Source organism: Parabacteroides hominis, from assembly GCF_014287585.1.
Taxonomy (GTDB): Bacteria; Bacteroidota; Bacteroidia; order Bacteroidales; family Tannerellaceae; genus Parabacteroides; species Parabacteroides hominis.
This window is the reverse complement of record NZ_JACOOJ010000047.1, coordinates 1-25,572: the sequence shown is the minus strand read 5'-3', so window position 1 is coordinate 25,572 and position 25,572 is coordinate 1. Positions and strand designations below refer to the sequence as shown.

The 25,572-nt window shown below is 47.4% G+C and carries 21 protein-coding genes; 7 read left to right on the top strand and 14 right to left on the bottom strand.

The features are described 5' to 3' along the window. Positions 1-41: 41 nt before the first annotated feature. Positions 42-875: an SDR family NAD(P)-dependent oxidoreductase gene (locus H8S65_RS18560; protein ID WP_186931336.1), complete on the bottom strand. Its 834-nt coding sequence runs from the start codon at positions 873-875 to the stop codon at positions 42-44. A gap of 882 nt (positions 876-1,757) precedes the next feature. On the opposite strand from H8S65_RS18560, the gene H8S65_RS18555 reads away from it, so the two are divergent. Continuing rightward, positions 1,758-2,468 (top strand): DUF4373 domain-containing protein, encoded by a 711-nt coding sequence (locus H8S65_RS18555; RefSeq protein WP_186931335.1) that lies wholly within the window; start codon positions 1,758-1,760, stop codon positions 2,466-2,468. A gap of 142 nt (positions 2,469-2,610) precedes the next feature. Here H8S65_RS18555 and miaA read toward each other — a convergent pair whose 3' ends face one another. The 12 genes from miaA to H8S65_RS18495 form a co-directional block, all read right to left on the bottom strand. Beyond that, complete coding sequence (gene miaA, locus H8S65_RS18550; protein ID WP_186931334.1) at positions 2,611-3,507, bottom strand: tRNA (adenosine(37)-N6)-dimethylallyltransferase MiaA; 897 nt, start codon at positions 3,505-3,507, stop codon at positions 2,611-2,613. Between the two features lie 3 nt (positions 3,508-3,510). Next, on the bottom strand, positions 3,511-4,071 hold the full coding sequence (locus H8S65_RS18545) for an IS1096 element passenger TnpR family protein (RefSeq protein ID WP_186931333.1): 561 nt from the start codon (positions 4,069-4,071) through the stop codon (positions 3,511-3,513). Between the two features lie 131 nt (positions 4,072-4,202). Next, positions 4,203-4,988, bottom strand: coding sequence for an acyl-ACP--UDP-N-acetylglucosamine O-acyltransferase (lpxA, locus tag H8S65_RS18540; protein WP_186931332.1), 786 nt, complete (start codon positions 4,986-4,988; stop codon positions 4,203-4,205). A gap of 11 nt (positions 4,989-4,999) precedes the next feature. After that, positions 5,000-6,385 carry a bifunctional UDP-3-O-[3-hydroxymyristoyl] N-acetylglucosamine deacetylase/3-hydroxyacyl-ACP dehydratase gene (locus H8S65_RS18535; RefSeq protein ID WP_186931331.1) on the bottom strand — a complete coding sequence of 462 codons (1,386 nt, stop codon included), beginning with the start codon at positions 6,383-6,385 and terminating at the stop codon, positions 5,000-5,002. Between the two features lie 13 nt (positions 6,386-6,398). After that, positions 6,399-7,439 carry a UDP-3-O-(3-hydroxymyristoyl)glucosamine N-acyltransferase gene (lpxD, locus tag H8S65_RS18530; protein ID WP_186931330.1) on the bottom strand — a complete coding sequence of 347 codons (1,041 nt, stop codon included), beginning with the start codon at positions 7,437-7,439 and terminating at the stop codon, positions 6,399-6,401. 89 nt (positions 7,440-7,528) lie between these two features. Beyond that, on the bottom strand, positions 7,529-8,371 hold the full coding sequence (gene pyrF, locus H8S65_RS18525) for an orotidine-5'-phosphate decarboxylase (RefSeq protein ID WP_186931329.1): 843 nt from the start codon (positions 8,369-8,371) through the stop codon (positions 7,529-7,531). Positions 8,372-8,406: 35 nt separating this feature from the next. Continuing rightward, entirely contained in the window at positions 8,407-9,516 is a 1,110-nt protein-coding gene (gene prfA, locus H8S65_RS18520) for a peptide chain release factor 1 (protein ID WP_186931328.1), read from the bottom strand. Next, on the bottom strand, positions 9,509-10,681 hold the full coding sequence (locus tag H8S65_RS18515; RefSeq protein WP_186931327.1) for an AIR synthase-related protein: 1,173 nt from the start codon (positions 10,679-10,681) through the stop codon (positions 9,509-9,511). The genes prfA and H8S65_RS18515 overlap by 8 nt, the downstream gene beginning before the upstream one ends. A 44-nt stretch (positions 10,682-10,725) precedes the next feature. Beyond that, a complete protein-coding gene (locus H8S65_RS18510; RefSeq protein WP_186931326.1) occupies positions 10,726-11,628 on the bottom strand; it encodes a glucosaminidase domain-containing protein in 903 nt (300 codons plus the stop codon). 89 nt (positions 11,629-11,717) lie between these two features. Beyond that, the gene (locus H8S65_RS18505; RefSeq protein ID WP_186931325.1) at positions 11,718-12,524 is read right to left on the bottom strand and encodes a DUF6261 family protein; all 807 of its coding nucleotides are present in this window, start codon (positions 12,522-12,524) and stop codon (positions 11,718-11,720) included. 338 nt (positions 12,525-12,862) lie between these two features. Continuing rightward, positions 12,863-15,061 carry a trypsin-like peptidase domain-containing protein gene (locus H8S65_RS18500; protein ID WP_186931324.1) on the bottom strand — a complete coding sequence of 733 codons (2,199 nt, stop codon included), beginning with the start codon at positions 15,059-15,061 and terminating at the stop codon, positions 12,863-12,865. Positions 15,062-15,074: 13 nt separating this feature from the next. Beyond that, positions 15,075-15,491, bottom strand: a complete 417-nt coding sequence (locus tag H8S65_RS18495; RefSeq protein ID WP_186931323.1) for a hypothetical protein — start codon at positions 15,489-15,491, stop codon at positions 15,075-15,077. A gap of 317 nt (positions 15,492-15,808) precedes the next feature. Here H8S65_RS18495 and H8S65_RS18490 point away from each other — a divergent pair, with 317 nt between their 5' ends. From H8S65_RS18490 to cdd, 6 genes are read left to right on the top strand one after another with little or no spacing between them, the layout of a single operon-like run. Then, positions 15,809-16,858, top strand: a complete 1,050-nt coding sequence (locus tag H8S65_RS18490) for an efflux RND transporter periplasmic adaptor subunit (protein WP_186931322.1) — start codon at positions 15,809-15,811, stop codon at positions 16,856-16,858. Then, the gene (locus H8S65_RS18485) at positions 16,855-19,893 is read left to right on the top strand and encodes an efflux RND transporter permease subunit (RefSeq protein ID WP_186931321.1); all 3,039 of its coding nucleotides are present in this window, start codon (positions 16,855-16,857) and stop codon (positions 19,891-19,893) included. Before H8S65_RS18490 ends, H8S65_RS18485 begins: the two co-directional genes overlap by 4 nt. Beyond that, positions 19,890-21,179, top strand: a complete 1,290-nt coding sequence (locus H8S65_RS18480) for a TolC family protein (RefSeq protein ID WP_186931320.1) — start codon at positions 19,890-19,892, stop codon at positions 21,177-21,179. Before H8S65_RS18485 ends, H8S65_RS18480 begins: the two co-directional genes overlap by 4 nt. A gap of 43 nt (positions 21,180-21,222) precedes the next feature. Then, a complete protein-coding gene (locus H8S65_RS18475) occupies positions 21,223-22,245 on the top strand; it encodes a sensor histidine kinase (protein WP_186931319.1) in 1,023 nt (340 codons plus the stop codon). Beyond that, entirely contained in the window at positions 22,242-23,015 is a 774-nt protein-coding gene (locus H8S65_RS18470; RefSeq protein WP_186931318.1) for a LytR/AlgR family response regulator transcription factor, read from the top strand. The genes H8S65_RS18475 and H8S65_RS18470 overlap by 4 nt, the downstream gene beginning before the upstream one ends. A 33-nt stretch (positions 23,016-23,048) precedes the next feature. After that, entirely contained in the window at positions 23,049-23,525 is a 477-nt protein-coding gene (gene cdd / locus H8S65_RS18465; RefSeq protein WP_148478634.1) for a cytidine deaminase, read from the top strand. Between the two features lie 68 nt (positions 23,526-23,593). On the opposite strand, the gene H8S65_RS18460 is transcribed toward cdd, so the two are convergent. Further along, entirely contained in the window at positions 23,594-25,342 is a 1,749-nt protein-coding gene (locus H8S65_RS18460; RefSeq protein WP_186931317.1) for a phospho-sugar mutase, read from the bottom strand. Between the last annotated feature and the right edge of the window lie 230 nt (positions 25,343-25,572).

Sequence of the window (25,572 nt, the reverse complement as noted above, 5' to 3'; positions counted from 1 at the left end):
ACGGGGGAGCAATAGTCCCATACTTATGGAACAAACCTTCGCTATTCGAAGTAGATCATTTTCTTCGTCATCCCCCCGTCGATCGTTACGTTCTCGCCGTTCATGAAGTCGTTTTCCTCCTGGCAGATGAACAGGCACATACGGGCGATGTCTTCCGGTTTGCCTACTCGCCCCGACGGATGTTGGGCGTGGTCTTCTGGGCGAAGCTGTTCGTAGTCGTGCGTCTCGATCCAGCCCGGCGAGATCGAATTGACCGTGATATGCCACTCGGCAAGCGAGAGTGCAAGGGCGTGCGTCAGCGAATAGATGCCTCCTTTGGATGCCGCATACCCTTCGCTACCGGACTCGCTCATCAGGTAGCGGGTGGAGCAGATATTGACGATCCGGCCGAACGGATTGGGCGACTCCTGTGACTGGCGGTGAATGGCTAACCTGCGGGAAGTGATGAAAACCGGGCGCAGGTTTACGGACAATATCCGGTCGAAATCTTCCACACTGGTTTCCGTAATCGGGGAGAAACAACTGATTCCCGCATTGTTGATCACGATGTCGATATCGCCCCATTCCTTGAAAATCTGCTGCATACAGTTCTCAAGCGCTTCCCGGTCGCTTACGTCAACATGGAAGAAGGAGGTTCCGGTCTGCAACGCCGTCTCTTTTCCCGCCGCCTCGTTCCGGTCGCAGAACGCCACGCGGTGTCCGGCGGAACGGAAAGCTTTTACAATCGCTTTGCCTATGCCTTCCGCGCCGCCTGTCACAAAGACTCTCCTTGTCTTATGGATAACGGCTGCTTTCCTGCCACTGCCCGCTTTTGCCCCGGAAGACTTGCGGGATTTATATTCTTCGTATTTCTTTTCCAGATAGTTGTCTGCCATGATCTTGTCGCTTTTTATAGGATGGCAAAAGTAATCATAATTGGAAGCATTTACAACGGCTGCCGTGCGAAAACCCAGCTAACCGTAGAAGTGATTTCAGTTTCAATTCCATGCCAGTCTATTTTCAATTCGATGCCGGTCTATTTTCAATTCCATGCCAGTGCATATAAAACTTCATGCTTATATAATTATAACGCGAACATTATAATTTGAGTATGGACCGGGTACAGAGTTTGATATTTATATTAATAAAACATAAACTTGGAAATATCTTAAATATTTACTTGACAAACGGATTTTCATAACTTATATTTGTATTGCAATCATAACCGGGTAATCGACTATGAAAATTACAACCGGTTGAAATTGTACCGGCTATAAAGCGATTTAATTTTACAACATAACATTCATATCATGAACACAAAACAAAACAAAATTTCAACCTTTCCGCCTGATCTTTCTACTGAAAATTGCGTTTTAACGCTCAAAACCAATGCCAAAATTTTTCATGTATTATAATTAAAGGGGTTAAAACCCACTTAGGAACCGGCAAAGCCGGAACAATCATCTATCCGTCTGCTGGAGCAGACGGCAAAAGAGCTTGCGGCATGAGGCAAGCCTTGTCTTAGGGCGCTGTAAGTGCCCCGGATTCCAGGAGGTGTGTCAAAATAGACTTGTCCCCGCGCCCCGCGCAGGGACGCAAAAGAACAGGCCTTATCAATCAGATATTTATACGGTCAGTCTTCATGCGATCCCGCGCGGGGCGCGGGAACAAGGTAATTTTGACAGACCTTCTATATTGCACCGTCCTTACAGGACGAAAACACACCCGTAAATCATCATTTATTGCACATAATTACAAACTTTAAATTAAATATTTTCATGGCACGTACAATCAAAAAAGGACTGGATTATTTTCCGGTAGATACAAACATATTAAGAGACTTAAAAGTGCGCCGTATCAAGCATAAATACGGAGCGGAATCTTTCTTGCTTTATATGACATTACTTTGCGATATTTATGCGAACGGGTATTGGTTGGAGGCGAACGACGATTACCTGTTCGATCTCTCCGAACAAATGCTGATACCGGAAAGCCGTATTTTGGAGATGGTGCAGGCGATGGTGAAAATCGGCATGTTCGACCTGCAATTGTTCGAGGAAAGACAGATTTTGACCTCTGAACAGATTCAAAAGCAATATTTTTGCATAAAGAAGAGAGCTATTGAATATCATGGTGTAGATGCTTTTCCCTATTTGATTAATTCCGAATTAATCGGGATTAATGTGGAAAAAAAGCCGATTAAATCGGAAAAAAGTACACAAAGAAAAGAAAAGGAAAGTAAAGAAAAAGAAAAGAAAACTACACTCACTTCGTTCGTTCCGAAGGCGAGCGGGCGTGAGCAGTGGGAAATCCGGAAAAACGAATTGCTGGCAGATGAAGATTGGCGTGCTTCGGCTACCCGGCAATCCGGGCAAGGAATCGGGTTCAACGCTGTTGCCGATGGACGAGGAAACACGCCTGCATTTCGTGAAAACGGCAGCCATGACGGCATTGCTCAAACGCTATTTCGAGAAACTGATAGCAGTTGACGTACGTAAACCGCCGTTATGATACACTGATCAACTCCGCCCCGTTGCCGTCACCGTACCTTTGCGCCATGCAATTGACGACAGCACAGCTATTTCTTAATTTTTAATTCTTAATTCAAAAAGCATGGCACAAAAGTTCAAATTAGACAGGAAAAAGAAGATAGTCCAGTATCGCCTCCTCTTCATCCGGATGGAACCATCGGATGTCGGGGTCACGTTTGAACCAGGTCATTTGTTTGCGGGCGTAAACGCGGGAGTTGCGTTTTATCTTTTCTATAGCGAAGTCTAATGTCCATTCGCCATCCAAGTATTTGAACAGTTCTTTGTAGCCGACCGTGTTGAGGGAGTTCAATGCGCGGAAGGGATAGACGCGGCGTGCTTCTTCCAGCATGCCATCGGCCATCATCTGGTCTACGCGGCGGTTAATGCGGTCATAGAGTTCTTCACGATCACGGGTAAGCCCTATCCGGATGATCCGGAAAGGTCGTTCTTTGCGTGTATTAGTGCGGAAAGAAGAATAGGGTTTACCTGTCATGCGGCAGATTTCGACGGCATGGATCACACGTTTGTAGTTGTTCCGGTCTACTTCGTTATAATGTATGGGGTCTGTTTCTTTCAACTCGGCGAGGATAGGTGCGAGACCCTCTTCTTCATATTGCTTGTAGATAGCAGTTCGGATTTCGGGGGTGACGGTGGGGATGTCGTCGATCCCTTTCGTGACGGCATCGATATACATCATGCTGCCACCTGTCATAACGACGGTGGGATGTGTCTGATGGAGTTCCCTGAGCAGGGATATCACATCTTCTTCGAAATTGCTTGCACTGTAATAATCGGTGAGTGACAATGTGCCGACCATATAATGGCGTACACGTGCCATCTGTTCAGCCGTAGGGGCGGCTGTGCCTATCGGAAGCTCTTTGTAAAGCTGACGGGAGTCGGAAGAAATGATCGGAGAACCGAAATGTTCTGCTACACGCAGGCTCAGTTCCGTCTTGCCGACTCCTGTCGGCCCCAATAGTATGACAAGAGAGTTCATTAATCAAAAGCGCTCGTCGTCGTATGGATTGTCCATCGGTTCGTCGCCAAGCCCGTCGAAACCCTCTTTATCGAGTTCGTCGATATCGTATTCGGAATCGCCGTAGAAATCTTCACCTATTTCGGTATTGCCTGCCTTGGTGTCCATCTCGTCGAACGACATGATCTGAACAGGCGCTTCGCCGATAGATTTGCTGCATACGGGTTTGTCCAGATCTGTGCCTGGGATGATTTCGCGGAGTTCCATGAAGAAAGCACGTTCGGTCATATAATCGAAGACGAAAAGCAATTTCTGATGCTCATCTTCGAGAAGTTCTTCCAGATGTGTATCTTCCATTATATAATTGTCCACTTCAGAAGTGGTATCCATTTCAACCAGTGTGATTTCTGTATTCTTGCTCCAGTCATCATCACAGATGAAGAAAGAACACATCTGATCTTTTGTATACCCAACAGAATCCATAATGGCATTGTACAAATCCAGGAATGTCGCTTCCGAGTCGATCTTAATCTCGCGTTTGAAGTCGTCAACTTCATCTGATAGAATTAGAAATCTGAATACCATAATCGTTATTAGTTTTTGTTGGTTCAAAAGTAGTAAAAAAGAATAATGTGGCAATAAAATAATGTGCCAATATGCCAATAAAATTCATTCTCTTATTGGCACATTGGCACATTTTCAAATTGGCACATTATTTATTCATCGATCGAACCTCTGACAATACCGCGCTGGGATGATTTGATGAAATTCAGGATCAGATCCCGTTCTTCGCTGGGCTCGTATTCGGTTTCGATGGCTTTCAAGGCTTCTGTGTTGTTGAGGCCGCGCGTATAAAGCGTACGGTAGATGTCCTGGATCAGGAATACCTGGCTGTTTGTAAATCCGCGACGGCGTAACCCTACGATATTGATACCGCAGTACACGATCGGGTCACGTCCGATCAGTGTATAAGGAGGAATGTCTTTGCCGATACGTGAACCGCCTTGTACCATGACGTGCTTGGATATACGGGAGAACTGGTGGACCAGGCTGCCGCCGCTAACGATGGCGAAGTCGTCGATCTCGACTTCTCCGGCTATCTGTGAAGCGTTGCCGATGATGATATTATCTTTCAGCAAGCAATCATGAGCAATATGGGAATAAGCCATAATCAGGCAATTGTTTCCGACAACGGTTTTGCCTTTCGAAGCTGTTCCGCGGTTGACGGTCACGCATTCGCGGAGAATGGTGTTGTCGCCGATTTCAGCGGTTGTAATTTCTCCTTTAAATTTCAGGTCTTGAGGGATGCCGGCAATAACGGCTCCGGGAAATACCTGGCAATTGTTGCCGATCCGCGCACCGTCTAAAATAGTCGCATGCGAATAGATACGACAGTTGTCACCGATTACGACATCTTTCTCGATTACGACAAAAGGGTCGACCGTTGTATTCTGACCGATTTTAGCCTCAGGATGAACGACTGCTAAAGGGGATATGTTCATTATCTTAATTATTATTTGTTTTTTACAATCTGTGCCATAAACTCGGCTTCGCTAACCAGCTTGTCGCCTACGAATACATATCCTTTCATGGTCGAGATGCCACGGCGGATAGGGGCCAACAGTTCCAAGCGCAGGATCAGCGTATCGCCCGGAACGACTTTCTGGCGGAATTTAACGCCGTCGATCTTCATGAAATAAGTGGAATAGCGTTCCGGTTCGTCTACCGAATTCAGAACGAGCAGCCCGCCGGTCTGAGCCATCGCTTCTACTTGCAGTACGCCCGGCATAACCGGTTCCTGGGGGAAATGGCCCGTAAAGAAAGGTTCGTTGCTCGTGATGTTTTTCACACCCACGATATAGTTGCCGCCGATCTCGATGATCTTGTCAACCAGCAGGAACGGGTAACGATGCGGTAGCAGTTCGCGGATGCGGTTGATATCCATGACCGGAGCGCAGTTCGGATCATAGACTGGAGCCTGAACTTCGTTCAGCTTGATCTCCTTGCGGATCATGCGTGCCAACTGGTTGTTGATCTTATGTCCCGGACGGGTGGCGATTACACGGCCGCGGATCGGTTTGCCGATCAATGCCAGGTCGCCGATCACGTCGATCAGCTTGTGGCGCGCCGGTTCGTTGTCGAATACCAGCGGTTTATTGTTGATGTAACCGAGGTCCTGTACGTCCTTATGCGGGATGGACAGTTTGTCGGCGAGGTTGTCGAGCACTTCCTGTGATACTTTCTGGTCATAGATAACGATCGCATTGTCGAGGTCGCCACCTTTGATCAGGTTGTTTTGCAACAACATCTCTACTTCGCGGACAAACACGAATGTGCGGGAAGCGGCCAGTTCTGCCGGGAACTCGCTCAGGTCGTTCAGCGTGGCGAACTGGTTGGAAAGCACAGGCGAATTGAAAGAAATCAATACGTTGACGCTGAACTTGTCGTCCGGCAGGATGATGAGGGAAGAGCCCGTTTCTTCATCCTTGACTTCGATCTTGTGCTTTACGATATAGTAATCTTTCGGTGCGCTTTGTTCAACGACGCCGGCTTTCTGAATCTCTTCACTGTAAAAACGGGAACTGCCGTCGAGAATCGGGAATTCGGGTGCATTCACCTCTATCAGGCAGTTATCTATTTCGTAGGCATATAAAGCTGCCATCGCATGTTCAATGGTACTTACCTGAATGCCGTTTTTGGAAAGCACGGTTCCTCTTTGGGTTCCGGCTACGTTTTCAGCAACGGCATCGATTACGGGTTCTCCTTCCAGGTCAACACGTTTGATTTTGTATCCATGATTTTCGGGTGCAGGGTGGAAAGTAATCTGAATATCCAAGCCTGTATGCAACCCTTTTCCTTGCATAGAGAAACTCGTGGCAAGCGTCTTCTGTTTCTGCATACGTTTATCTGATTTATTTATTAAGTTCTTTTTTTAGTTGTTCTATCTCGCGCTGCATCTGTCCCATCTGGCGGTACATATCCGGCAGGCGGTTGAAGATCGCGCTGGAGCGCATAAACGCCTTTGCGTTGATGGCCGGAGCGCCTAACAGGGTCGCCGGTTCTTTTACATCGCTGATCACACCGCATTGTGCACCGAATACCACATGGTCCGCCACATGGATATGGCCTGATAGTCCGGCCTGTCCGCCGAACATGCAATGGCTGCCGATCTTCACGGAACCGGCAATGCCTACCTGGGCTGCCATGACCGTGTTTTCGCCGACTTCCACGTTGTGCGCAATCTGCACCAGATTGTCCAGTTTGACACCCCGGCGGATGATGGTCGAATCCATAACGGCGCGGTCTATCGTGGTATTGGCTCCGATTTCGACATCGTCTTCCAGTATGACATTTCCCAACTGGGGGATCTTCTTGTAGTTATCGCCTTCGGGTGCGAAACCGAAACCATCCGACCCGATCACGCATCCGGCATGCAGGATGCAGTTGTTGCCGATTATGCAGCCGTTGTAGATGGTCGCGTGCGGATAGATCGTACAGTTATCGCCAACGGTCACATGGTCGCCGATGTAAGCGTGAGGATAAATGCGGCTGTTCTTGCCGATCTTCACGTCTTCGCCGATGTAGGCGAAGTTGCCGACATAACATCCTTCGCCGACCGTTGCCGAACCGGCGATGAACGCCGTTGCATCTATACCCGCTTTTTTAGCTTTCGCCTGTTCTACCATATTCAACAGTATGGCGAGCGAAGCGTAGGCATTGGCTACCTTAACCAATGTGGCTTTTACCGGTTCGGCGGGAGTGAAATCATTGTTTACTAAAACAATGCTTGCTTCAGTTTTGTAGATAAAATGTTCATATTTGGGGTTTGCCAGGAAGGTCAATGTTCCCGGTTTACCTTCTTCTATCTTTGAGAAGTTGTTGACTTTCACTTCAGGGTTGCCTTCGACGGTTCCACCTAAAACGCTCGCTATTTGTTGGGCTGAAAACTCCATTACTTAATCTTATTATATGTATTTCAAATGCAACTGCCCGGACTTGCTTCAAGGCAGTTTGCAAAAATGGTGAAAATTATTGGGATAGCCTATGCTTTGCAGGGAATAATTCCTTTATCGTGCAGATATCCTGCCATTTCGCGTTGTACGGCCTGGGCTGCTTCACGCGCTGCGTTGGCAAAATTCTCCGTTTTGTCTGCATATATGATAGCACGGGAAGAGTTTACCAGCAACCCGCACTGGTCGTTCATGCCGTACTGGGCCACTTCGGCGAGGCTTCCGCCCTGTGCGCCTACGCCCGGAACCAGCAGGAAGTGGTTGGGAGCGTGTTTGCGGATATCCAGGAACATCTTTCCCTGGGTTGCGCCTACCACGTACATCATCTGTTCGTCCGTAGCCCAATCCTGCGACTTTTTCAATACTTTTTCGAATAACCGTTCGCCGTTCGCATCTTCCGTCATCTGGAAATCGTGCGAACCTTTATTGGAGGTCAGCGCCAGCAGGATCACCCAGGCTTCCGGGTAGATCAGGAACGGTTTTACGCTGTCTTCGCCCATATACGGGGCGACTGTTACGGCATCGACCTTGATATGGTCGAAGAAAGAACGTGCATACATTTCGGAAGTGTTTCCGATATCCCCGCGCTTTGCATCGGCAATGATAAACTGGTCGGGATAGTTTTCACGCAGGTAAGCGACTGTCTTTTCGAATGACAGCATCCCTTTTACGCCCAAACTTTCATAGAAGGCCAGGTTCGGTTTATAAGCCACGCAAAAGTCGGCTGTCGCGTCGATAATCGCTTTGTTGAATGCGAAGATCGGATCTTCTTCAGACAGCAGGTGCTGCGGGATCTTCTTTATATCTGTATCGAGCCCCACGCAAAGGAAGGACTGCTTTTTCTTGATGTTTTCGAATAATTGCTGCTTGTTCATGTTGTTACGTGTAAAAAATTAGTCTAAAAATGATGTTATAGTTCAGACTCTTTCAGTCGTTCAGCATTCTCGGCCACGATCAGTTGATCGAGGCATCCTTGTATATCCCCATCCATAAAGGCTGAAAGATTGTAAATCGTGTAGTTGATACGATGGTCGGTGATGCGTCCCTGCGGATAATTGTAGGTACGGATCTTCGCCGAGCGGTCGCCGGTGGAAACCATCGTCTTACGTTTGTTAGCAATGTCATCCAGATATTTCTGGTGTTCCTTGTCATATATAAACGAACGCAGGCGCGTAAGGGCGCGTTCCTTGTTCTTCGGCTGGTCACGTGTCTCGGTACATTCGATCAGGATTTCTTCGCTTTCGCCGGTATTCGGGTTCTTCCAGACATAGCGCAGGCGGACGCCTGATTCGACCTTGTTTACGTTCTGTCCTCCGGCTCCACCCGAACGGAACGTGTCCCATTTGATTTCGCCTTCGTTGATTTCCACGTCAAACTCGTCTGCTTCGGGAAGGACGGCAACGGTTGCTGCCGATGTATGCACGCGTCCCTGTGTTTCGGTAGCCGGCACGCGTTGTACACGATGCACGCCCGATTCATATTTAAGGGTTCCGTACACTTTATCCCCGCTCACGGTAAAGATGATTTCCTTGAAACCGCCGGCTGCGCCTTCGCTACAACTGGACAGGGCCACTTTCCAGCCTTTCATCTCGCAATACTTCACGTACATGCGATACAGGTCTCCGGCAAAGAGCGCGGCTTCGTCGCCACCCGTTCCGCCACGTATTTCGACAATGGCGTTTTTGTCGTCCTGCGGGTCGGCAGGCACGAGGAGCAGCTTGATCTCCTCTTCCAGTTCCGGAATACGCGCTTCGCAGGCAGCCGCTTCTTCGCGGGCTATCTCTTTCATCTCCGGATCGTTTTCGGCCATCATCAGAAGGGCTTCCTCCAAACCGTTGAGGCATTGTATGTATTCCTTGCGGGCTTTAATGATTTCGTTCAGCTCTTTATATTCTTTCGTGAGCTTGACATATCTTTTCTGGTCAGCGATGACGTTGGGATCGGTGATGAGTGTCGATACTTCTTCGAAGCGCGATACCAACCCGTCCAGTTTCTCTAATAGCGTATTATTCTCAGCCATATATAAACTCACCGAACTCGCTTTTAATAATCAGTTCCTTTTTGTCGCTTTCTTCTATGCGACCGACAATTTGTGCGTCGATATTGAATGATTGGCTGATGGCAATCACTTCTTCCGCATGTTCCGGGGAAAGATAGACTTCCAGGCGGTGTCCCATGTTGAACACTTTGTACATCTCGTCCCAAGCCGTGCCGCTCTGCTCCTTGATCGTCTTGAACAGCGGGGGAACGGGGAACATATTGTCTTTGACTACGCGGCAGTTGTTTCCGATGAAGTGCATCACTTTGGTCTGTGCGCCGCCTGAGCAGTGTACCATGCCGTGGATATCCGGACGCAACGCATCCAATAGCTTTTTGACTACCGGAGCATAGGTTCGTGTAGGAGAAAGCACAAGTTTGCCGGCGTTCAACGGCGATCCTTCTACGGTGTCGGTCAGTTTCAAGCCTCCGCTGTAAACCAGTTCGTCGGGGACAGCCTTGTCGAAGCTTTCCGGGTATTTTTCTGCCAGATATTTGGCAAAGACGTCATGGCGCGCGCTTGTCAGCCCGTTGCTTCCCATGCCGCCGTTATATTCTTTCTCGTAAGTAGCTTGTCCGAAAGAGGCCAGCCCGACGATCACGTCGCCCGGACGGATATTCGCATTGTCGATCACGTCGGCGCGTTTCATCCGGCAGGTAACCGTACTGTCGACGATGATGGTACGAACCAAGTCGCCTACATCGGCTGTTTCGCCGCCGGTCGCATAGCAACCTACACCCATTTCACGGAGTTCGGCCAATAACTCGTCTGTCCCGTTGATGATGGCGGAGATCACTTCACCCGGAATCAACAGCTTGTTGCGTCCGATGGTGGAGGAAACCAATATATTGTCTACGGCGCCTACGCACAGCAGGTCGTCGATATTCATTATCAAAGCGTCTTGCGCGATGCCTTTCCAAACGGACAGGTCTCCGGTTTCTTTCCAGTACATATAAGCCAGAGATGACTTGGTTCCGGCTCCGTCGGCATGCATGATGTTGCAATATTCGGGATCGCCTCCCAGAATGTCGGGAATGATCTTACAGAATGCTTGGGGAAAGATTCCCTTGTCGATGTTCTTTATTGCGTTGTGAACATCTTCTTTCGAAGCGGATACACCGCGTAGATTATAACGTTGGTCACTCATTGTTTTTGTGAATTTGTCTGCAAAGATACTATTTTTTGTCTTACTTATCTAAGTTTTAGCACATCTCCTTCTTCGGGGATATAATCTTTGTGCTTTTTATTCATCTTATATAAGCTCTTGATCTGTATTCCGTATTTCTGTGCGATGCTGTGCATGGATTCGCCCACCTGTACGACATGGTCATAATTCGGCTTGTCGGCTTTCTTCTTTTTCTTTTCCAGGTAAACGATATCGTTTTTCTGCAACGGGAAATCTTCCGGAACCTCGTTATATTTCTTCAGGTCTTTTACCCGGAAGCCGAGGCTGGCGGCTATGTCGTCGAAACTGTCTTTGCCGTTGGAATAGACATACAGCAGGCCGTTTGTGCGGTAGACGGTGTACCGGGAGATACGGGCCGGTCGCTTGCCGGATTTTTTATCGCCTTTCGCCGTGTCATACCGGTACAGGTCGTAATCTTCAATCAACTTGATCAGCCGGTTCGCGTATGCGCGGTCAGTCGCATATCCGCATTTCTGCAAACCTCTTGCCCAGCCTTTATAGTCGGTTACTTTCAGTTTGAACAGGGATGCATAGCGGGGACGGTCGACTAAAAAACGGGCGTGGTCTTCGTAGGACTGTTCCGGATTCTTATATTTACGGAAACATTCTCCGCGCAGGTCGTCATCGTGATAGACGCGGCCGCCCCGCCAGTCGGAATGGCATTTGATGCCGAAGTGGTTGTTCGATTTGCGTGCCAGCTCGCTTTGTCCGGCTCCGGATTCCAATAATCCTTGCGCAAGCGTGATGCTTGCCGGGATGCGGAACTTCTTTTGATGCTGGATAGCTAAATTGCCGTATTGCCTGATATACTTTTCGTATGCCGGTACTTTCCTTTGGCTGGCTCCGAAAACCGGCGCAGCAAAGGAAAGTACCAGCAGGAAGGAAAGGATTCGTAATGTTAATCGCATGACTGATTTGTTGTATGTAATTATAATTAACGGCAAAGATAATTAATTTGTTTTACATCCGGCACTTTGTCATGGGGTGAAGCAAATCCTTAGAGTTCACCGGGGCGTTCTTCCTCGGGCTTCGGGTCCACCGGGAGGTCTTCGCCCGGCTTCACGTTGGCTTTTGTGCCGGCTTTACGTCGTGAAAGGGTGGCGCTGTAGCCCAGCAGGAATTTATTGACGGCATCGATCACGGCACCCACTTCCGCTTCCGTGTCGGCATTCTGGTCGACTAACTCATTCATCAGGTAAACAGCATTGATCGCTTTCCGGAGCAGTTCAAAAGCAGCGTCCACCTGCGGACGGACCACCTTCAGGTTGTCCGCAGCCTCGCGTGAACGCTTCTCTTCGAGGTGATCCGACATCAGGTCGTTGCATTTGTTGTTAGCCGCTTCGAGCAGTACCAGGATCTCATCCAGCCCCAACTCGGTCACATACGCCTTGTAGGTGTCGCTGCGGAGCACCTGCAGGCAGTTCGTAATCATTGCCCGGTTCTCAGCCCAGGGCTTGCCGTTCGCATTCTTGAAAGGTTCCAAAGCAAACGTCAGCTTTTCCGAAGCAATGCGCTTCCCTTCGACCGGCCAGTTTTTATAAGTGGCGACTGCCGATTTGAACGTAAGGAAATGGGTGTCGCATTCCTTATCGGCCGCATCCATTTCCTTGGTGTTGGCATAAGCCTGGTTTTGCAGATAGATTAAATCTTCCATTTTGAAAACAGTTGCATACTTTTCGCGCACAGAACTGATCCGGTACTGGGTGGCAAGAGCTTCCGTGACGGCAGCCAGGATAGCGGCATGTAACTGGAAATGTTCTGCGTTACGGCCGCGTGACATGTAAATTTCAATGATCTCTTTCATGATACGAGTTGTTTTTAGTTTAAATATTGTTGATTGTTCGCACAACAAGTTGTGTTGGTGTAAATATAACGTTTGTTTTCGAGACCGCAGCTCAAAAACCGCTTAAAAGCCTTGTCGTGCATGCACAATTTGTCATTTTTCATCAAAATAGGCTTGTGCGTCTGCACGACAGGCTTTTTTTGCCTCGGATAACGAATTGTGCATGCACGATTTGCTTTTTCCGGTAAAAATAAGGAATTGTGCACGCGCGACAGGCCTTTTTTGTTCGAAATAGGGAATTGTGCGGACGCACAAGCATTTTTTTTCAAAAACCGAGGTGTCGTGCGTGCACGACGGGGTTAATGGCTGATGATGATCTTGTGTACTTGCGGTTCCGCCGTTCCGTCCTTATAAACATGGAGGAAATAGTTGCCGCCAGGCAGTCCGGAGACATCTATGGATGTTTGTCCACTTGCGACGCGGAGGCTGCGCAACAATGTACCTTGCAAATTATAAAGACGGATGTCGTAATAAGCTGACGTTTGTCTCGAAGCGGCAGGAAGGGCGTTCACTCCTTCGTTTTCCAATTCTTCAATATTTACATTTAAAGTATTGTTTGCCGGATTCGGGGAAGCGGAAGAAGAATAACTTCCGGCTGCATAGATCGTATTTGACCCGACAATATGTCCGCATTGGGTGACGGCACGCACTTCGACGTTATAGTTGCCGGCGGTAATCGTCCAGTAATCTCCATTCGGTCCGGTTTGTGTGCTTTGCGAAGAACCACCTCCACCAATGGACTGAGCATTCCAGATGTATGACCTGATTCCATATATAGCAGGAGCGCTTACTTCAAGACGAATCATACCGTTGCCGATAGAATACCCGGAAACATAGACATGAGCATTCGGATCTGCAGGATCGGAAGAGACTTCAATATTTTTGGTAAGGATAGTCGTAGAACTGTTAATGTGCGCAGAAACTGAAGCATATCCGGCAGTTGAGGCATTAACAGTACAAGATGTTCCATTAGCAGAAATGCTTATGCCACCAGTACAAGTCCATGTTACCGATGTATTTGCTGGGATACCTGAAACAGAATAAGAATGAGGATTATCATATGGACAGATAATATCAGCCCCGGAAATATAGGGATATGAAGATGTGTTTGTTGTCATGACTCCACTATTATTAGGATCAAGCCAGTTACTTAAGCGGGTAGAATTACTGCCTCCACCTGTCCAAGATTTGTGAAAAGCACCAGAATAAGTATCCTCATTATATGAACACGTAGCATTTCCGCCATGAAGTTGACCTATTACTCTTTTATTTTGATCCAATAACGGAGAACCAGAAGAACCTGGTTGAACAACTCCATTATCCAGTCTTGTTTTCCAATGTGTGTTTATTGAAGATGCGCCATTACTCCAATTTAATGTTCCATTATGTAAAGATAAAGTGTTTACATCAAATGATATTTTCATAGGAGTCCCCAATGGATGATGAATATATGTTCCGGAGAGTGGCGTACTCCCTGTTTTGTCCCAACCTAGCCAAGTGGCAGACGGATATTGGGTATTACCGGGATTAGAATTTAATTCTACTAATGCAAAGTCTGTATCACGATAAGCAGATCTGAACATTGCACCGTTAAAACTAATTCCCGAAGAAATATAACTGTAGGAACAAGAGCTTTTCTTATATCCAAATTTAAACATCCAGTGTTCTGCCTGATTAATCTCTGCAGCAGAAAGAGATCCTTGCTTGTCAGCATCGATACAATGAAAAGCAGTTAAAAAATAAGGCCTAAAACTGTTATCTGCAGACATGATCAATGAACCGCTACACCAAGCCGTTCCATCCGCTAATAAAACTAAAGCAATACCACTAGACTCATTACTCCAGTCAGAAAAACAAACGACATCATTATGGCAAGGTAATAAACTTTCAGAACTTCTCATTATTCCATCTGTTTCAATGGATAATCCCCTATAAGCATGAACGACTTTTGTAATGTTTAGCCGAGACTGTCCCATACATAGATTGGGTTCAAATAAATAGATTGAGACATCTTCTCCTAAAATTAAGTCTGTCATAAAAAATCCATCTTCCGGAATACAAGAAGCTGTAACCGGTCCATACAAAACTGTCTGATCCGCATTCACTATATATAATTCAGCACTGTCCGGTAGATAAAAATTATTAAAAATGAAATTCAGGGATTTAGCTTTGGAAGAATGAAAATGCATACTCCAAACTCTTCCATCATCTGTGTTTTGCCACAATCCACTCTCGTTTAAAGTTAAATCCGTATCAAATCCCTTTCCGAAACGGAAAGGTACCTCAACAGTTCCGATTTGATCCAAACTATCTTCTTCCAGCATTTGTTGTATGTCGAAAGTGGGTAACATCATAATATTAGCAACTGACCGAGTAGCCATATTCACTTTGTTGATTTTTACTAACAGATCAGTTGTCGGTTGATAATTAATCTGAACTTGTCCATTCACAAAATAAGCAATAGACAAAAGTATTGTTATTAAATATATTCGTTTCATAATCTTTCTGTTTTTACATTGCTTGTAATGTTTCATATTTAAACTCTTCCAGAATCAATGGATAATAATCCACACCTTCAGGACTCGCCTTCACTGTTCCTGAAAAAATAAATGGGTTTCCATAGATAGGGAAATCAGATGGCAATCTTGTCGGATACAACAAAGAGCCAAAATACGAGATAAATGCGGAATCATTTCGAATAACCAATCTAAATATGTCATCTGTATTCGTTTGACATTTAATATCAGTTAGAACATTTATGGTTTTCAATTCTTCAAATCGGTGGTCTTCCGTATTCAATTCGATAACTTTATATTCTGGTAAATCCGGATCGACATCGTCGTCACTACAAGATACTCCATTTACCAGAAATAGCAGCAATAATGGCAATAGCCATCGTTTCATTTTCTTTTTTTCTTGTACATTCATACTCTCTGATTGTTTTCAAAGTTAACTTACTAAATACATTCATTCTATTGATGAGAGGCCGAACCAGGTTGACGCGGGGTTCGTGGGGGCATTTTATTACTATGAATTGTACAAATGTATGCATATTATTACAATATGCAATGATTTACTTAGTATTATCAAGATACTACACTCAAATAATTTAATATTCAATATCCCTTTTTCTCTTTGGTATAAGAAACTCCTTTTTCGGTAGCGTTTTGTCCGGTTTCGGAAACAAATTTCTGATACGAACAGAACAAGTCTTTTACTTTTGAACGGAATTTAAAAGATGAGATATGAAGATTAGATTAAATCCCGTCCTGCTGGTAGGCATCGCCCTGTTGCTTGTCTCCTGTAAAGGCAAGGATGTGAAAAAAGAAGAGGGTATCGAGGTGAATGCGGTCCGCGTATCATCCGTTTCTGCTGAAGGCAATACGGAGTTTGCCTTTATTGCCCAACCGTTCCGGACCTCGGAGCTTTCTTTTCGTGTGAGCGGTCCGATCGACCAGTTTGACGTGTATGCCGGTAGCCGGTATACGCGTGGAAGTATCATTGCCGGGATCGATCCGCGTGATTTCCGGATTCGCCGGAACCGTGCGGAGGCGGCCTATCTCCAGGCAAAAGCCGAATATGAACGTGTGCGGATCTTGTTTGAGAAAGAAAATGTGGCGGCCAGTGTTTATGAGAAAGCGAAAGCGGATTATGTGTCGGCAAAGTCGTCATTCGAGACAGCTGTGAATGAATTGGAAGATACGAAGCTGGCAGCTCCGTTCAACGGATATGTAGGAGAAGTTTATCTGGAAAAGTTTCAGGATGTAAAGGCCTCGCAGCCTGTGATTTCCTTTATCGACATCGACCGCCTTAAAATAGAAGTCTATGTGACGCAGGATATCGCTTGCTCCATAAGACCCCGCGATACGATTCGTCTGCGTTTCGACACACAGCCCGACCGGCTTTATACGGCAAACGTAGTCGAGGTGTCCAAAGGAACGACCCGTAACAACCTGTCATATTTGTTGACAGCCATTCTTCCGAATGAAGAAAACCGGTTGCTGTCAGGTATGTCGGGTAAGGCTTTACTGCAATCTGCCCCTGTGGTTTCCGGAAGTATCTCTGTTCCGCAGACGGCTCTTTGCCATCGTCCTTCGGTGGGCGATTTTGTCTGGGTGGTGAGTCCTGAAACAGGCCGTGTTACCCGGCAGTCCGTAACGGTCGGTGAGTTATTGCCGGACGGGACTGTCCGGATCGAGGAAGGGTTGCAAGCGGGTGAAGTGGTGGCGACAAGCGGGCTTCGTTTCTTGTCGGACGGCATGGAAGTATCAATTTCAGAAAAAGGAAAACGATGAAACTGATAAAGTATTTTCTGCAAAAGAAAGCTGTCACGGTGTTGTTGCTGGTCTTGGTCCTGGCCGGAGGACTTTTCTCGTATGTCAAGATGGGAAAGTTGGAAGACGCTCCTTTCACGATCAAGCAGGCTTTGGTATTGACGCCTTATCCTGGGGCTTCCCCGATGGAAGTACAGTCGCAAGTGACGGATGTGCTGGAAGAGGCGATTCAATCGCTCGGCGAACTCTATTACCTGAAGACGGAGAACCGGGCGGGATTGTCTAAAATCACGGTCTATGTGAAAAAGGAAATCCGTGCCGACGAGATGCAGCAGTTGTGGGACAAGTTGCGCCGGAAAGTAAACGACGTACAGGGAAAGTTGCCGGCTGGAGCCGGTACATCCATCGTGAACGACGATTTCGGCGATGTCTTAGGGGTGTTTTATGGCCTGACCGGAGACCGTTATACGTATCGTGAACTGGAAGACCGGGCCAAACTCATCAAGAACGAGTTGCTGAAGGTCAAAGATGTTGCCAAAGTCGAAATATACGGAGTCCGGACACCGACAATAGATGTGTCCGTAAGCCCTTCCGTGATGGCGCGCAGCGGCATTACGACAGTCGATATCGCCCGTGCTTTCGATGCTCAGAACCGGGTGGTGGATGCCGGTGGTATCGATGCCGGGCAGAACCGGATCCGGATCGAGTCGACCGGTAATTTCTATTCGCTGGACGATATCCGGGATCTGACGATTGTCTCGCGTACCGGGGAGCATTTCCGCCTGGCCGATGTCGCGACGATCGAGGAAAGCTATCAGCAACCGGCTTCCAACCTGATGCGGATAGACGGCCAGCCGGCTGTCGGTATCGCTATCTCCACCGTCCCGACAGGAAATGTGGTCGACATGGCGGAAGCCGTGAAAACGTGTATCGGCAAGCTGGCTGAAACCATGCCGGAAGGATTCGAGTTGCAATCCATATATGACCAGGGTTATGAATCGGATGTCGCCAATCAGGGATTTATCCTCAACCTGATTATCTCGGTTATTACTGTTGTGGCGATCCTGTTGTTCTTTATCGGGTTTAAGAATGGAATCCTGGTCGGGAGCGGATTGGTCTTTTCCATCTTTGCGACTTTGATCGTCATGTTCGGATCGGGAATCGCGTTGCAGCGCATGTCGTTGGCCGCCATTATTATCGCAATGGGGATGCTGGTCGACAATGCGATTGTGGTGTCGGATTCGGCACTGGTCAATATGCAGCGCGGCATGCGTAAACGGGTGGCGGTTATGCGGGCTTGTTCGGCAACGGCGCTTCCTCTGTTGGCGGCTACCGTGATTGCAATCTTGACATTTTTACCTATTTATTATTCACCTCATATCACAGGTGAACTCTTGTCTTCGTTAGTAGTTGTTATCGGTGTTTCCCTGATGTTCAGTTGGATATTCGCTTTGACGCAGACTCCCTTCTTTATCCAGGAGTTCGTGCGGCGTCCTCGTCCTGAAGAATTGCAGGATTCATTGTTTTCCGGTCGATATTATGAGAAGTTCCGTTCTTCCCTGCATTGGGTGATACGGCATCGGACAGTTGCGATCGGTAGCCTGGTCGTGATGCTGGTCTTTTCGGCTTGGAGCTTCAAGTTTATTCCGAAAGTGTTTGTCCCGGCCTTGGACAAGCAGTATTTCACCTTGGATGTCTGGCTGCCGGAAGGCGTGCAGATCGAAGAAACAGACCGGTTGGCAACGGAGATGGCGGACTATATCCGGGAATATGAACAGACGGAGATGGTTTCGACTTATGTCGGCCGTACTCCGCCGCGCCATTATCTTTCTAACGTCTCGTTCGGCCCGCAATCCAATTATGCACAAGTCCTGGTCAAATGTAAATCTTCCGAAGAGTCGCGGGAATTGCATGCCTTGTTGCAAGACTCGATTCGTATGCGCTTCCCCGGCCCGCTGATCAAAGTCAATAAGTTTGAATTGAGCCCGCTTACGGAGGCGGTGATCGAAGCCCGTTTTCTCGGACCTGATCCGCTTGTGTTGGATTCGCTGGCGGGAGAAGCTATCGAGATCATGCGCCGTAATCCGAAGGTAGCCGATGCCCGTAATGAATGGGGCAATATGTCTATGATGATCCGTCCGGTCTATGATCCGGTAAAGGCCGGTGCGTTAGGTATAACCAAGGCTTCGATGATGGAGTCCGTCAAGTCTATCAATGACGGGACGATGGTCGGCGTCTATCGCGATAACGAGAAAAAGGTTCCCGTCTTGTTGAAATCGGCTGGGGCGAAAGTGACGGATGTCCGTTCGCTTGGGAGCTTTTCCGTGTGGAACGGCGAGCGGTCGGCTCCCTTGTCGCAGGTGACGGAACGGATCGAGACAACTTGGGAGTTTCCACAGGTGCGCACCTATAACCGGCAATTGTCCATGGCGGCGATGTGCGGCGTGAAACCGGGGCATACGATGGCAGAAGTGCATGGCGAGATCCGCCATGAGGTCGAGCAGATGAAATTGCCCGAAGGATATACCTTTTTCTGGGATTCCCAATATAAGGATCAACGGGAGGCCATGCAGGCGATAGCCAAGTTTTTCCCGCTGGCATTCCTGATGTTGGTTGTGATCCTGGTCGCTTTGTTCGGCAATTTCCGGCAACCGATTATTATTCTTTGTGTGTTGCCTTTGTCGCTGATAGGAGTGGCGGTCGGAATGTTGCTGACCGGTTTCGATTTCGGCTTTTTCCCCATTGCCGGTTGGTTAGGGCTGTTGGGGATGATTATAAAGAATGTGATTGTCCTGCTGGATGAAATCAACGTACAGCGAAAGAACGGCGTTGCCCCTTATACGGCGGTTGTCGAGGCTACCGTTTCCAGGACACGTCCGGTGCTGATGGCGGCAACGACTACTATTCTCGGAATGGTTCCGCTTCTTTTCGATGTTGCATTCGGGGGAATGGCTGCTACCATTATTTTCGGATTGACCTTTGCTACACTGCTGACCTTGTTTGTAACCCCGGCATTGTACACGCTATTTTATAAGGTAAAAAAAGAACAGATATGAGAAAAAAGCATCTATTGATAAGTGCGTTCCTGCTCTGTACCGGAGTCTCTTATTCCCAGCAAAGTCCGTTGCTTGAGAAATACCGGTCTATGGCTTTGGAATACAGCCATGATCTGAAGTCGGCAGACAAGAATATATCTGCCAGCATCGAACTGGAAAAAGCGGCGAAGGCGGACTGGAAGCCGAAGTTGTCTGGAAATGCCAATTTCCAGTATACCGGGCAGCCGTTGCAATTGACATTGGATCTTCCTTCGCTGGAACAGCCGATGACTTTTGAAGGCCGTGACCTGAAATACGGGGCTTCCCTTTCTTTGCTCCAACCCGTTTATACGGGAGGGCGGATTCTGGAATCGATCCGGATGGCCGGGTATCGCCATTCGTTCGCCTCCAACCAGGAAGAACTGTTCCGCTCGGCTGTCTGTTATCAGACGGATATGCAATACTGGAATACGGTAGCGCGCAGGGAGATTGTCGGAGTGGCGCTTGATTACCGCAATTCGATGGCTATCCTGGCACAGACGATTCGCGAACGGGTGGAGGCCGGCCTGGTCGACCCGCAGGAGTTATTGATGGTCGAGGTCAAGAAGAACGAGGCGGAATATCAGCTGTTGCAGGCAAAAAGTAATTTCGAGACAGGCCGTATGGCTCTCAACTCGTTGATCGGGGTGAATTTGCAGGATACGATCGAAATTGATCGAAGCATTCCTAAGGTTAGCTACACGAACGATATCTGGATTTCGGACGGGGCAGGAAGACCGGAAATCCGTATGGCACACGACCAGTTGAAAATGGCGGAGAGTTCGTTGAAACTGACGGATTCCCGGTACAAACCGCAGTTATACATCGGGTTGGACGGAAGTTACTCGTCTCCCGGTTATGATTTCCGTGCGGATTTGGATCCTAACTATGTGGTATATGCCAAATTGTCCGTACCTTTGTTCGAATGGGGGAAACGCCGGAACGAGAAGCGGGCTTCGACAATGAAAATCGGTATGGCAAACGACCGGATCAACAAAGTCGAAGATCAGGTGAACCTCGAAGTCCAAACGGCCCGTACCTCTTTGTCGCAAGCACTCGAACGGGTCGATCTGGCTGAAAACTCGCTTGAAAAAGCACGTGAAAACGAACGGATGGCTCTCGAACGGTATGCGGAAGGTAAAATATCGGTAGTGGAAGTGATAGAAGCACAAGCGTACCGGCAGACTTCGCAGTTGAACTACGTACAGGCCAAGGTACTTGCACAGGGTTATTATTCAGATTTGATAAAAGCGTTAAATAAATATTGATTGTGTGTGAAATGATATATTCTGTTATTCGAATGAAGCGGGTATGAAGTGGAATGCAATTTTATATGGTTTGTTGTTTTCCGGGTTAGGAGCTTTTTCCTATCTCTTACTCGTTAATTATACGGAACTTTCCGCCCATGTGGCGGACGTTCTGTATTCGAAAGGGGCGTTTGTCTTCTTTGTTGCTGCTTTTAATGTCCTGGGTTATTCGACGTTGCGGATCAGTTCGTGGATGAATAACCAGTACGCGTTGAATATTCGGAAAAGATGGAAGATTGTCGTGATATATGCGATCGTCATGTTGTTGTTTCTTTTGCTGAATTACAGTTTGCTGGTGGTTGCCAAGATATTGGTCGGTATGAACGATCCGCTGATCTTCCCCAATGGAGGATGGCGTATTTTGCTGCTTGTCTGGCTGGTCGAGTTGGTCATCTTAGGCTTATTGCTGGCAAACCGTTCTATTCAGAATACCTTGAAATTGCAGCAGGAAGCCGCAGCGTTGCAGAAAGAAAACAATACGGCTCGTTACACGGCTCTACAAAGCCAGTTGAATCCTCATTTCCTGTTTAATAGCCTGAATACATTAATAGCCGAAATCGAGTATAATCCTGATAATGCAGTCCGTTTTACTAAAAACTTATCGAGTGTGTACCGCTATGTCTTGCAAAGCCAGGACAAAACGTTGGTCTCCCTCGCGGAAGAACTGGAATTTCTGGATTCCTATCTGTTTCTGCATAAGGTGAGGTTGGGCGATTGTATCAGTTGTGCATGCGATATCCCTGCCGACCTGGCCGAAGCCATGCTTCCCCCGCTTACTTTGCAGCTATTGGTGGAAAATGTGATCAAGCATAATACGATTACATCTGCCCGGCCGATGAAGATCGATATTTTCGTGCAAGAAGATCATCTGGTCGTCAGCAATCCTGTGCAACCCCGGAAAAGTCAGGAGTCGTCAGGTGTCGGACTGAAAAACCTGTCGAACCGGTGCAAGTTGATGTTAGGGGAGGAGATACTTGTCTTGCATGAAAAAGAAATGTTTACTGTAAAAGTTCCGTTGTTGGTATGAATAAATTGAATGTAGTCATAATAGAAGATGAAGTGCCGGCGGCCCGCCTATTGAACTCGATGGTGACGCGCCTGCGTCCGGAGTGGAACGTGACCGTTCTGCCGGGCAGTGTGGACGAAGCGGTCTTGTGGTTTCGCGAGCATCCGCATCCGGATATAATCTTTCTCGATATCCAGTTGGCGGATGGGAATTCGTTCGATTTCCTTTCGGCGGCAAACCCTTCTTCCGTTATTATTTTTACGACTGCCTACGACCAGTATGCCATCCGTGCCTTTTCAGTCAATAGCATCGACTATATCCTGAAACCGGTAGACGAAAAACGCCTTTCGGATGCCATTCAGAAGTATGAGGCAATGATTGGGAACGGCTATGTCAAATCACAGGATTATCTGGATATGCTTCTCGATACGCTGAAAAATAAGGAGAAGCGCTATCGTTCCCGCTTTCTGATTTCTGGAGTCGATCGCTTCTGGACGTTACGGGTAGATGAAATAGCTTATTTTTATTCGGAAAATAAGGTGACGTTCGCCGTTACGAAGAGCGGGCAGGAACATATTATCGATTTATCGCTCAATAAATTGACGGATCAGTTGGATCCGTGCCGTTTCTTCCGGGCTAACCGGCAGGTCATTGTTTGTATCGATGCCATCGACCATGCGGAACCTTATTTTAACGGAAAGATCGTGGTAACGGTCCGTCCTCCATATAAAACCAAAGTGACGATCAGTGAAGAAAAATTGTCGGCATTCAAATTGTGGCTTAATTTTTAGTATTTTTGCCTGTATCATTTAAAATGTTGCCTTATGAAAGAGATCAAGTTGGAAACAAGAATCCGGATATATCCTCTTGCCGAATTGCCGGATGAGGAATTGCCGTTGATGGAAGCAGCCTTGAAAGCAACGGAACAATCGTATGCCCCTTACTCGAAGTTTCATGTCGGGGCGGCGGCTTTGCTGGAGGATGGCACGATCGTGACCGGCAGCAACCAGGAGAATGCAGCTTATCCGTCCGGCTTATGTGCCGAGCGTGTGACGTTGTTTCATGCCGGCCATCAATATCCGGATATGCCTGTTGTCGCCCTTGCTATCGCAGCTGCCACGAATGGCCGGCAGGTCGAGAGCATTTCTCCTTGCGGGGCGTGCCGCCAGGTTTTGCTTGAGACGGAACAGCGTTATGGCAAGCCAATGAAAGTTTTGCTGTGCGGAACGAAAGAGGTGGTGGTGGCCGAAAGTGCCGAATCGCTGTTGCCGCTTTGTTTCGGTGCGAAAGATTTGAAATAAAAAGAAGGAGCACCTGCTTTTTACAGTGATGCCCCTTCTTTTTATATTCGGTTATTTCCGGTTCGGAATCAGATTCCCAATGAAGCCTTGATTGCTTCGATCTTTTCTGCTCCTGCTTTTTCGGCTGCCGGCAGTTCGTCGAGGCTCTTTACTTTGGAATGGACTTCGCAATAGAACTTGATCTTCGGTTCCGTACCGGAAGGACGGATGGATACTTTCGTACCGTCTTCGGTGAAGTATTGCAGAACGTTGGATGTAGTCGGCATGTCCAAAGACAAGGTTTCATTTTCTACATAATCTTTACCTTTCAAGGAAGCGTAGTCATAGAACAGTGTGACTTTGGAACCGGCGATTTCCTGCAACGGGTTTTCACGGAAGTGCTTCATCATCGCTTCGATCTCTTCAGCACCGCTCTTTCCTTTCTTTACAACGGAGATGCCTTTTTCTTTAGAGAAACCATACTGAACGTAGATGTTCTGCAATAACTGGTACATCGTGATACCCTGGTCTTTTGCCCAAGCTGCGATTTCGGCCAGGATGGCACAAGCAGAAACGGCATCTTTGTCGCGAACGAAATCTTCGCATAAGAAACCGTAGCTTTCTTCACCGCCACCAATATAGTTCTTCTTGCCTTCGTTCTTTTTCATGACATCGGCAATCCATTTGAAGCCGGTGTAGACATCGTACACTTCGACACCGTTCTTTTCGGCGATCGTACGGATCAGCTCGGTTGTAACGATTGTCTTCACGATATATTCCTTGCCGTTAATCTTACCGAGTTCTTTCCAACGGGTGATCAGGTAGTAAACGAACATCAAAGCGGTCTGGTTGCCGTTCAGCAACACCCATTCGCCTTCGTTGTTCTTCACTGCCGCACCTACGCGGTCTGCATCCGGGTCGGAAGCCAATACCAGTTCGGCATCTGTTTCCTTAGCCTTTTCAACTGCCAGAGCCAAAGCTGCCGGCTCTTCCGGGTTCGGAGAAACAACGGTAGGGAAGTCGCCGCTTACTACGTCCTGTTCGGGTACGTGGATGATATTCGTGAAGCCGAATGCTTTCAATGTCGGCGGGATAACCGTTACACCTGTTCCGTGGATCGGAGTGTAGACGATCTTCATGTCGTGGTGACGTGCGATAGCTTCCGGTGAAAGAGAAATCTTTGTCAGGTCGTTGATATATTGTTCATCGATTTCTTTACCGATGATTTCGATCAGTTCCTTGTTGCCTTTGAACTTGATTTCGCTGGCATTGCGGATTTTGTTTACTTCGGCAATCGTATTCTTATCATGCGGAGCGATCATCTGGGCGCCATCGTCCCAATAAGCCTTGTATCCGTTATATTCTTTCGGATTGTGCGAAGCAGTCAGGATAATACCGCTCTGGCATCCCAACTTGCGGATGGTATATGACATTTCAGGAGTTGGGCGAAGGTCTTCGAACAGATAAACCTTGATGCCGTTTGCAGAGAAAATGTCAGCAGAGATTTCAGCGAATTTGCGGCTGTTGTTACGGCAGTCATGGCCGATTACAACTTTGATCTGGTCCAGATCGGCAAATTCCTTTTTCAGATAGTTGGATAAGCCTTGTGTGGCTGCTCCCACCGTGTAGATGTTCATACGGTTTGAACCTACTCCCATGATGCCTCTCAAGCCACCTGTACCGAATTCCAGGTCTTTGTAGAACGATTCGATCAGTTCCGTCGGATCTTCATTGTCTAACAGAGCCTGCACCTGTGCACGTGTTTCAGCGTCATAACTTTTAGTAAGCCAGCTTTGCGCCTTGCTTCTTACCATTTCTAACAGTTCCTTGTTTTCCATGACCTAATATGTCTTGCTTTTAATTTAAAGAAATCCTTACTTTTGAAATTAACAAAGATACTGAAAATAATAAAACTTCCAATAGGAGCGATTATTAATTTTTTCACATAGTGTCTTGTACTGAAATAGCTTGACACCTTTTGGGTCTTACAAAAGTATAGAAATGAAAAAAAGAAAGCCCAGAAGAATGTTCAGCGAGACATTCAAATTATCCGTTCTCAGTGAATATT

Excerpts from the sequence above, each read along its gene's own strand:
- H8S65_RS18560 (WP_186931336.1), bottom strand. The coding sequence starts at position 875 with ATGGCAGACAACTATCTGGAAAAGAAATACGAAGAATATAAATCCCGC.
- H8S65_RS18555 (WP_186931335.1), top strand. The coding sequence starts at position 1,758 with ATGGCACGTACAATCAAAAAAGGACTGGATTATTTTCCGGTAGATACA.
- miaA (WP_186931334.1), bottom strand. The coding sequence starts at position 3,507 with ATGAACTCTCTTGTCATACTATTGGGGCCGACAGGAGTCGGCAAGACG.
- H8S65_RS18545 (WP_186931333.1), bottom strand. The coding sequence starts at position 4,071 with ATGGTATTCAGATTTCTAATTCTATCAGATGAAGTTGACGACTTCAAA.
- lpxA (WP_186931332.1), bottom strand. The coding sequence starts at position 4,988 with ATGAACATATCCCCTTTAGCAGTCGTTCATCCTGAGGCTAAAATCGGT.
- H8S65_RS18535 (WP_186931331.1), bottom strand. The coding sequence starts at position 6,385 with ATGCAGAAACAGAAGACGCTTGCCACGAGTTTCTCTATGCAAGGAAAA.
- lpxD (WP_186931330.1), bottom strand. The coding sequence starts at position 7,439 with ATGGAGTTTTCAGCCCAACAAATAGCGAGCGTTTTAGGTGGAACCGTC.
- pyrF (WP_186931329.1), bottom strand. The coding sequence starts at position 8,371 with ATGAACAAGCAGCAATTATTCGAAAACATCAAGAAAAAGCAGTCCTTC.
- prfA (WP_186931328.1), bottom strand. The coding sequence starts at position 9,516 with ATGGCTGAGAATAATACGCTATTAGAGAAACTGGACGGGTTGGTATCG.
- H8S65_RS18515 (WP_186931327.1), bottom strand. The coding sequence starts at position 10,681 with ATGAGTGACCAACGTTATAATCTACGCGGTGTATCCGCTTCGAAAGAA.
- H8S65_RS18510 (WP_186931326.1), bottom strand. The coding sequence starts at position 11,628 with ATGCGATTAACATTACGAATCCTTTCCTTCCTGCTGGTACTTTCCTTT.
- H8S65_RS18505 (WP_186931325.1), bottom strand. The coding sequence starts at position 12,524 with ATGAAAGAGATCATTGAAATTTACATGTCACGCGGCCGTAACGCAGAA.
- H8S65_RS18500 (WP_186931324.1), bottom strand. The coding sequence starts at position 15,061 with ATGAAACGAATATATTTAATAACAATACTTTTGTCTATTGCTTATTTT.
- H8S65_RS18495 (WP_186931323.1), bottom strand. The coding sequence starts at position 15,491 with ATGAATGTACAAGAAAAAAAGAAAATGAAACGATGGCTATTGCCATTA.
- H8S65_RS18490 (WP_186931322.1), top strand. The coding sequence starts at position 15,809 with ATGAAGATTAGATTAAATCCCGTCCTGCTGGTAGGCATCGCCCTGTTG.
- H8S65_RS18485 (WP_186931321.1), top strand. The coding sequence starts at position 16,855 with ATGAAACTGATAAAGTATTTTCTGCAAAAGAAAGCTGTCACGGTGTTG.
- H8S65_RS18480 (WP_186931320.1), top strand. The coding sequence starts at position 19,890 with ATGAGAAAAAAGCATCTATTGATAAGTGCGTTCCTGCTCTGTACCGGA.
- H8S65_RS18475 (WP_186931319.1), top strand. The coding sequence starts at position 21,223 with ATGAAGTGGAATGCAATTTTATATGGTTTGTTGTTTTCCGGGTTAGGA.
- H8S65_RS18470 (WP_186931318.1), top strand. The coding sequence starts at position 22,242 with ATGAATAAATTGAATGTAGTCATAATAGAAGATGAAGTGCCGGCGGCC.
- cdd (WP_148478634.1), top strand. The coding sequence starts at position 23,049 with ATGAAAGAGATCAAGTTGGAAACAAGAATCCGGATATATCCTCTTGCC.
- H8S65_RS18460 (WP_186931317.1), bottom strand. The coding sequence starts at position 25,342 with ATGGAAAACAAGGAACTGTTAGAAATGGTAAGAAGCAAGGCGCAAAGC.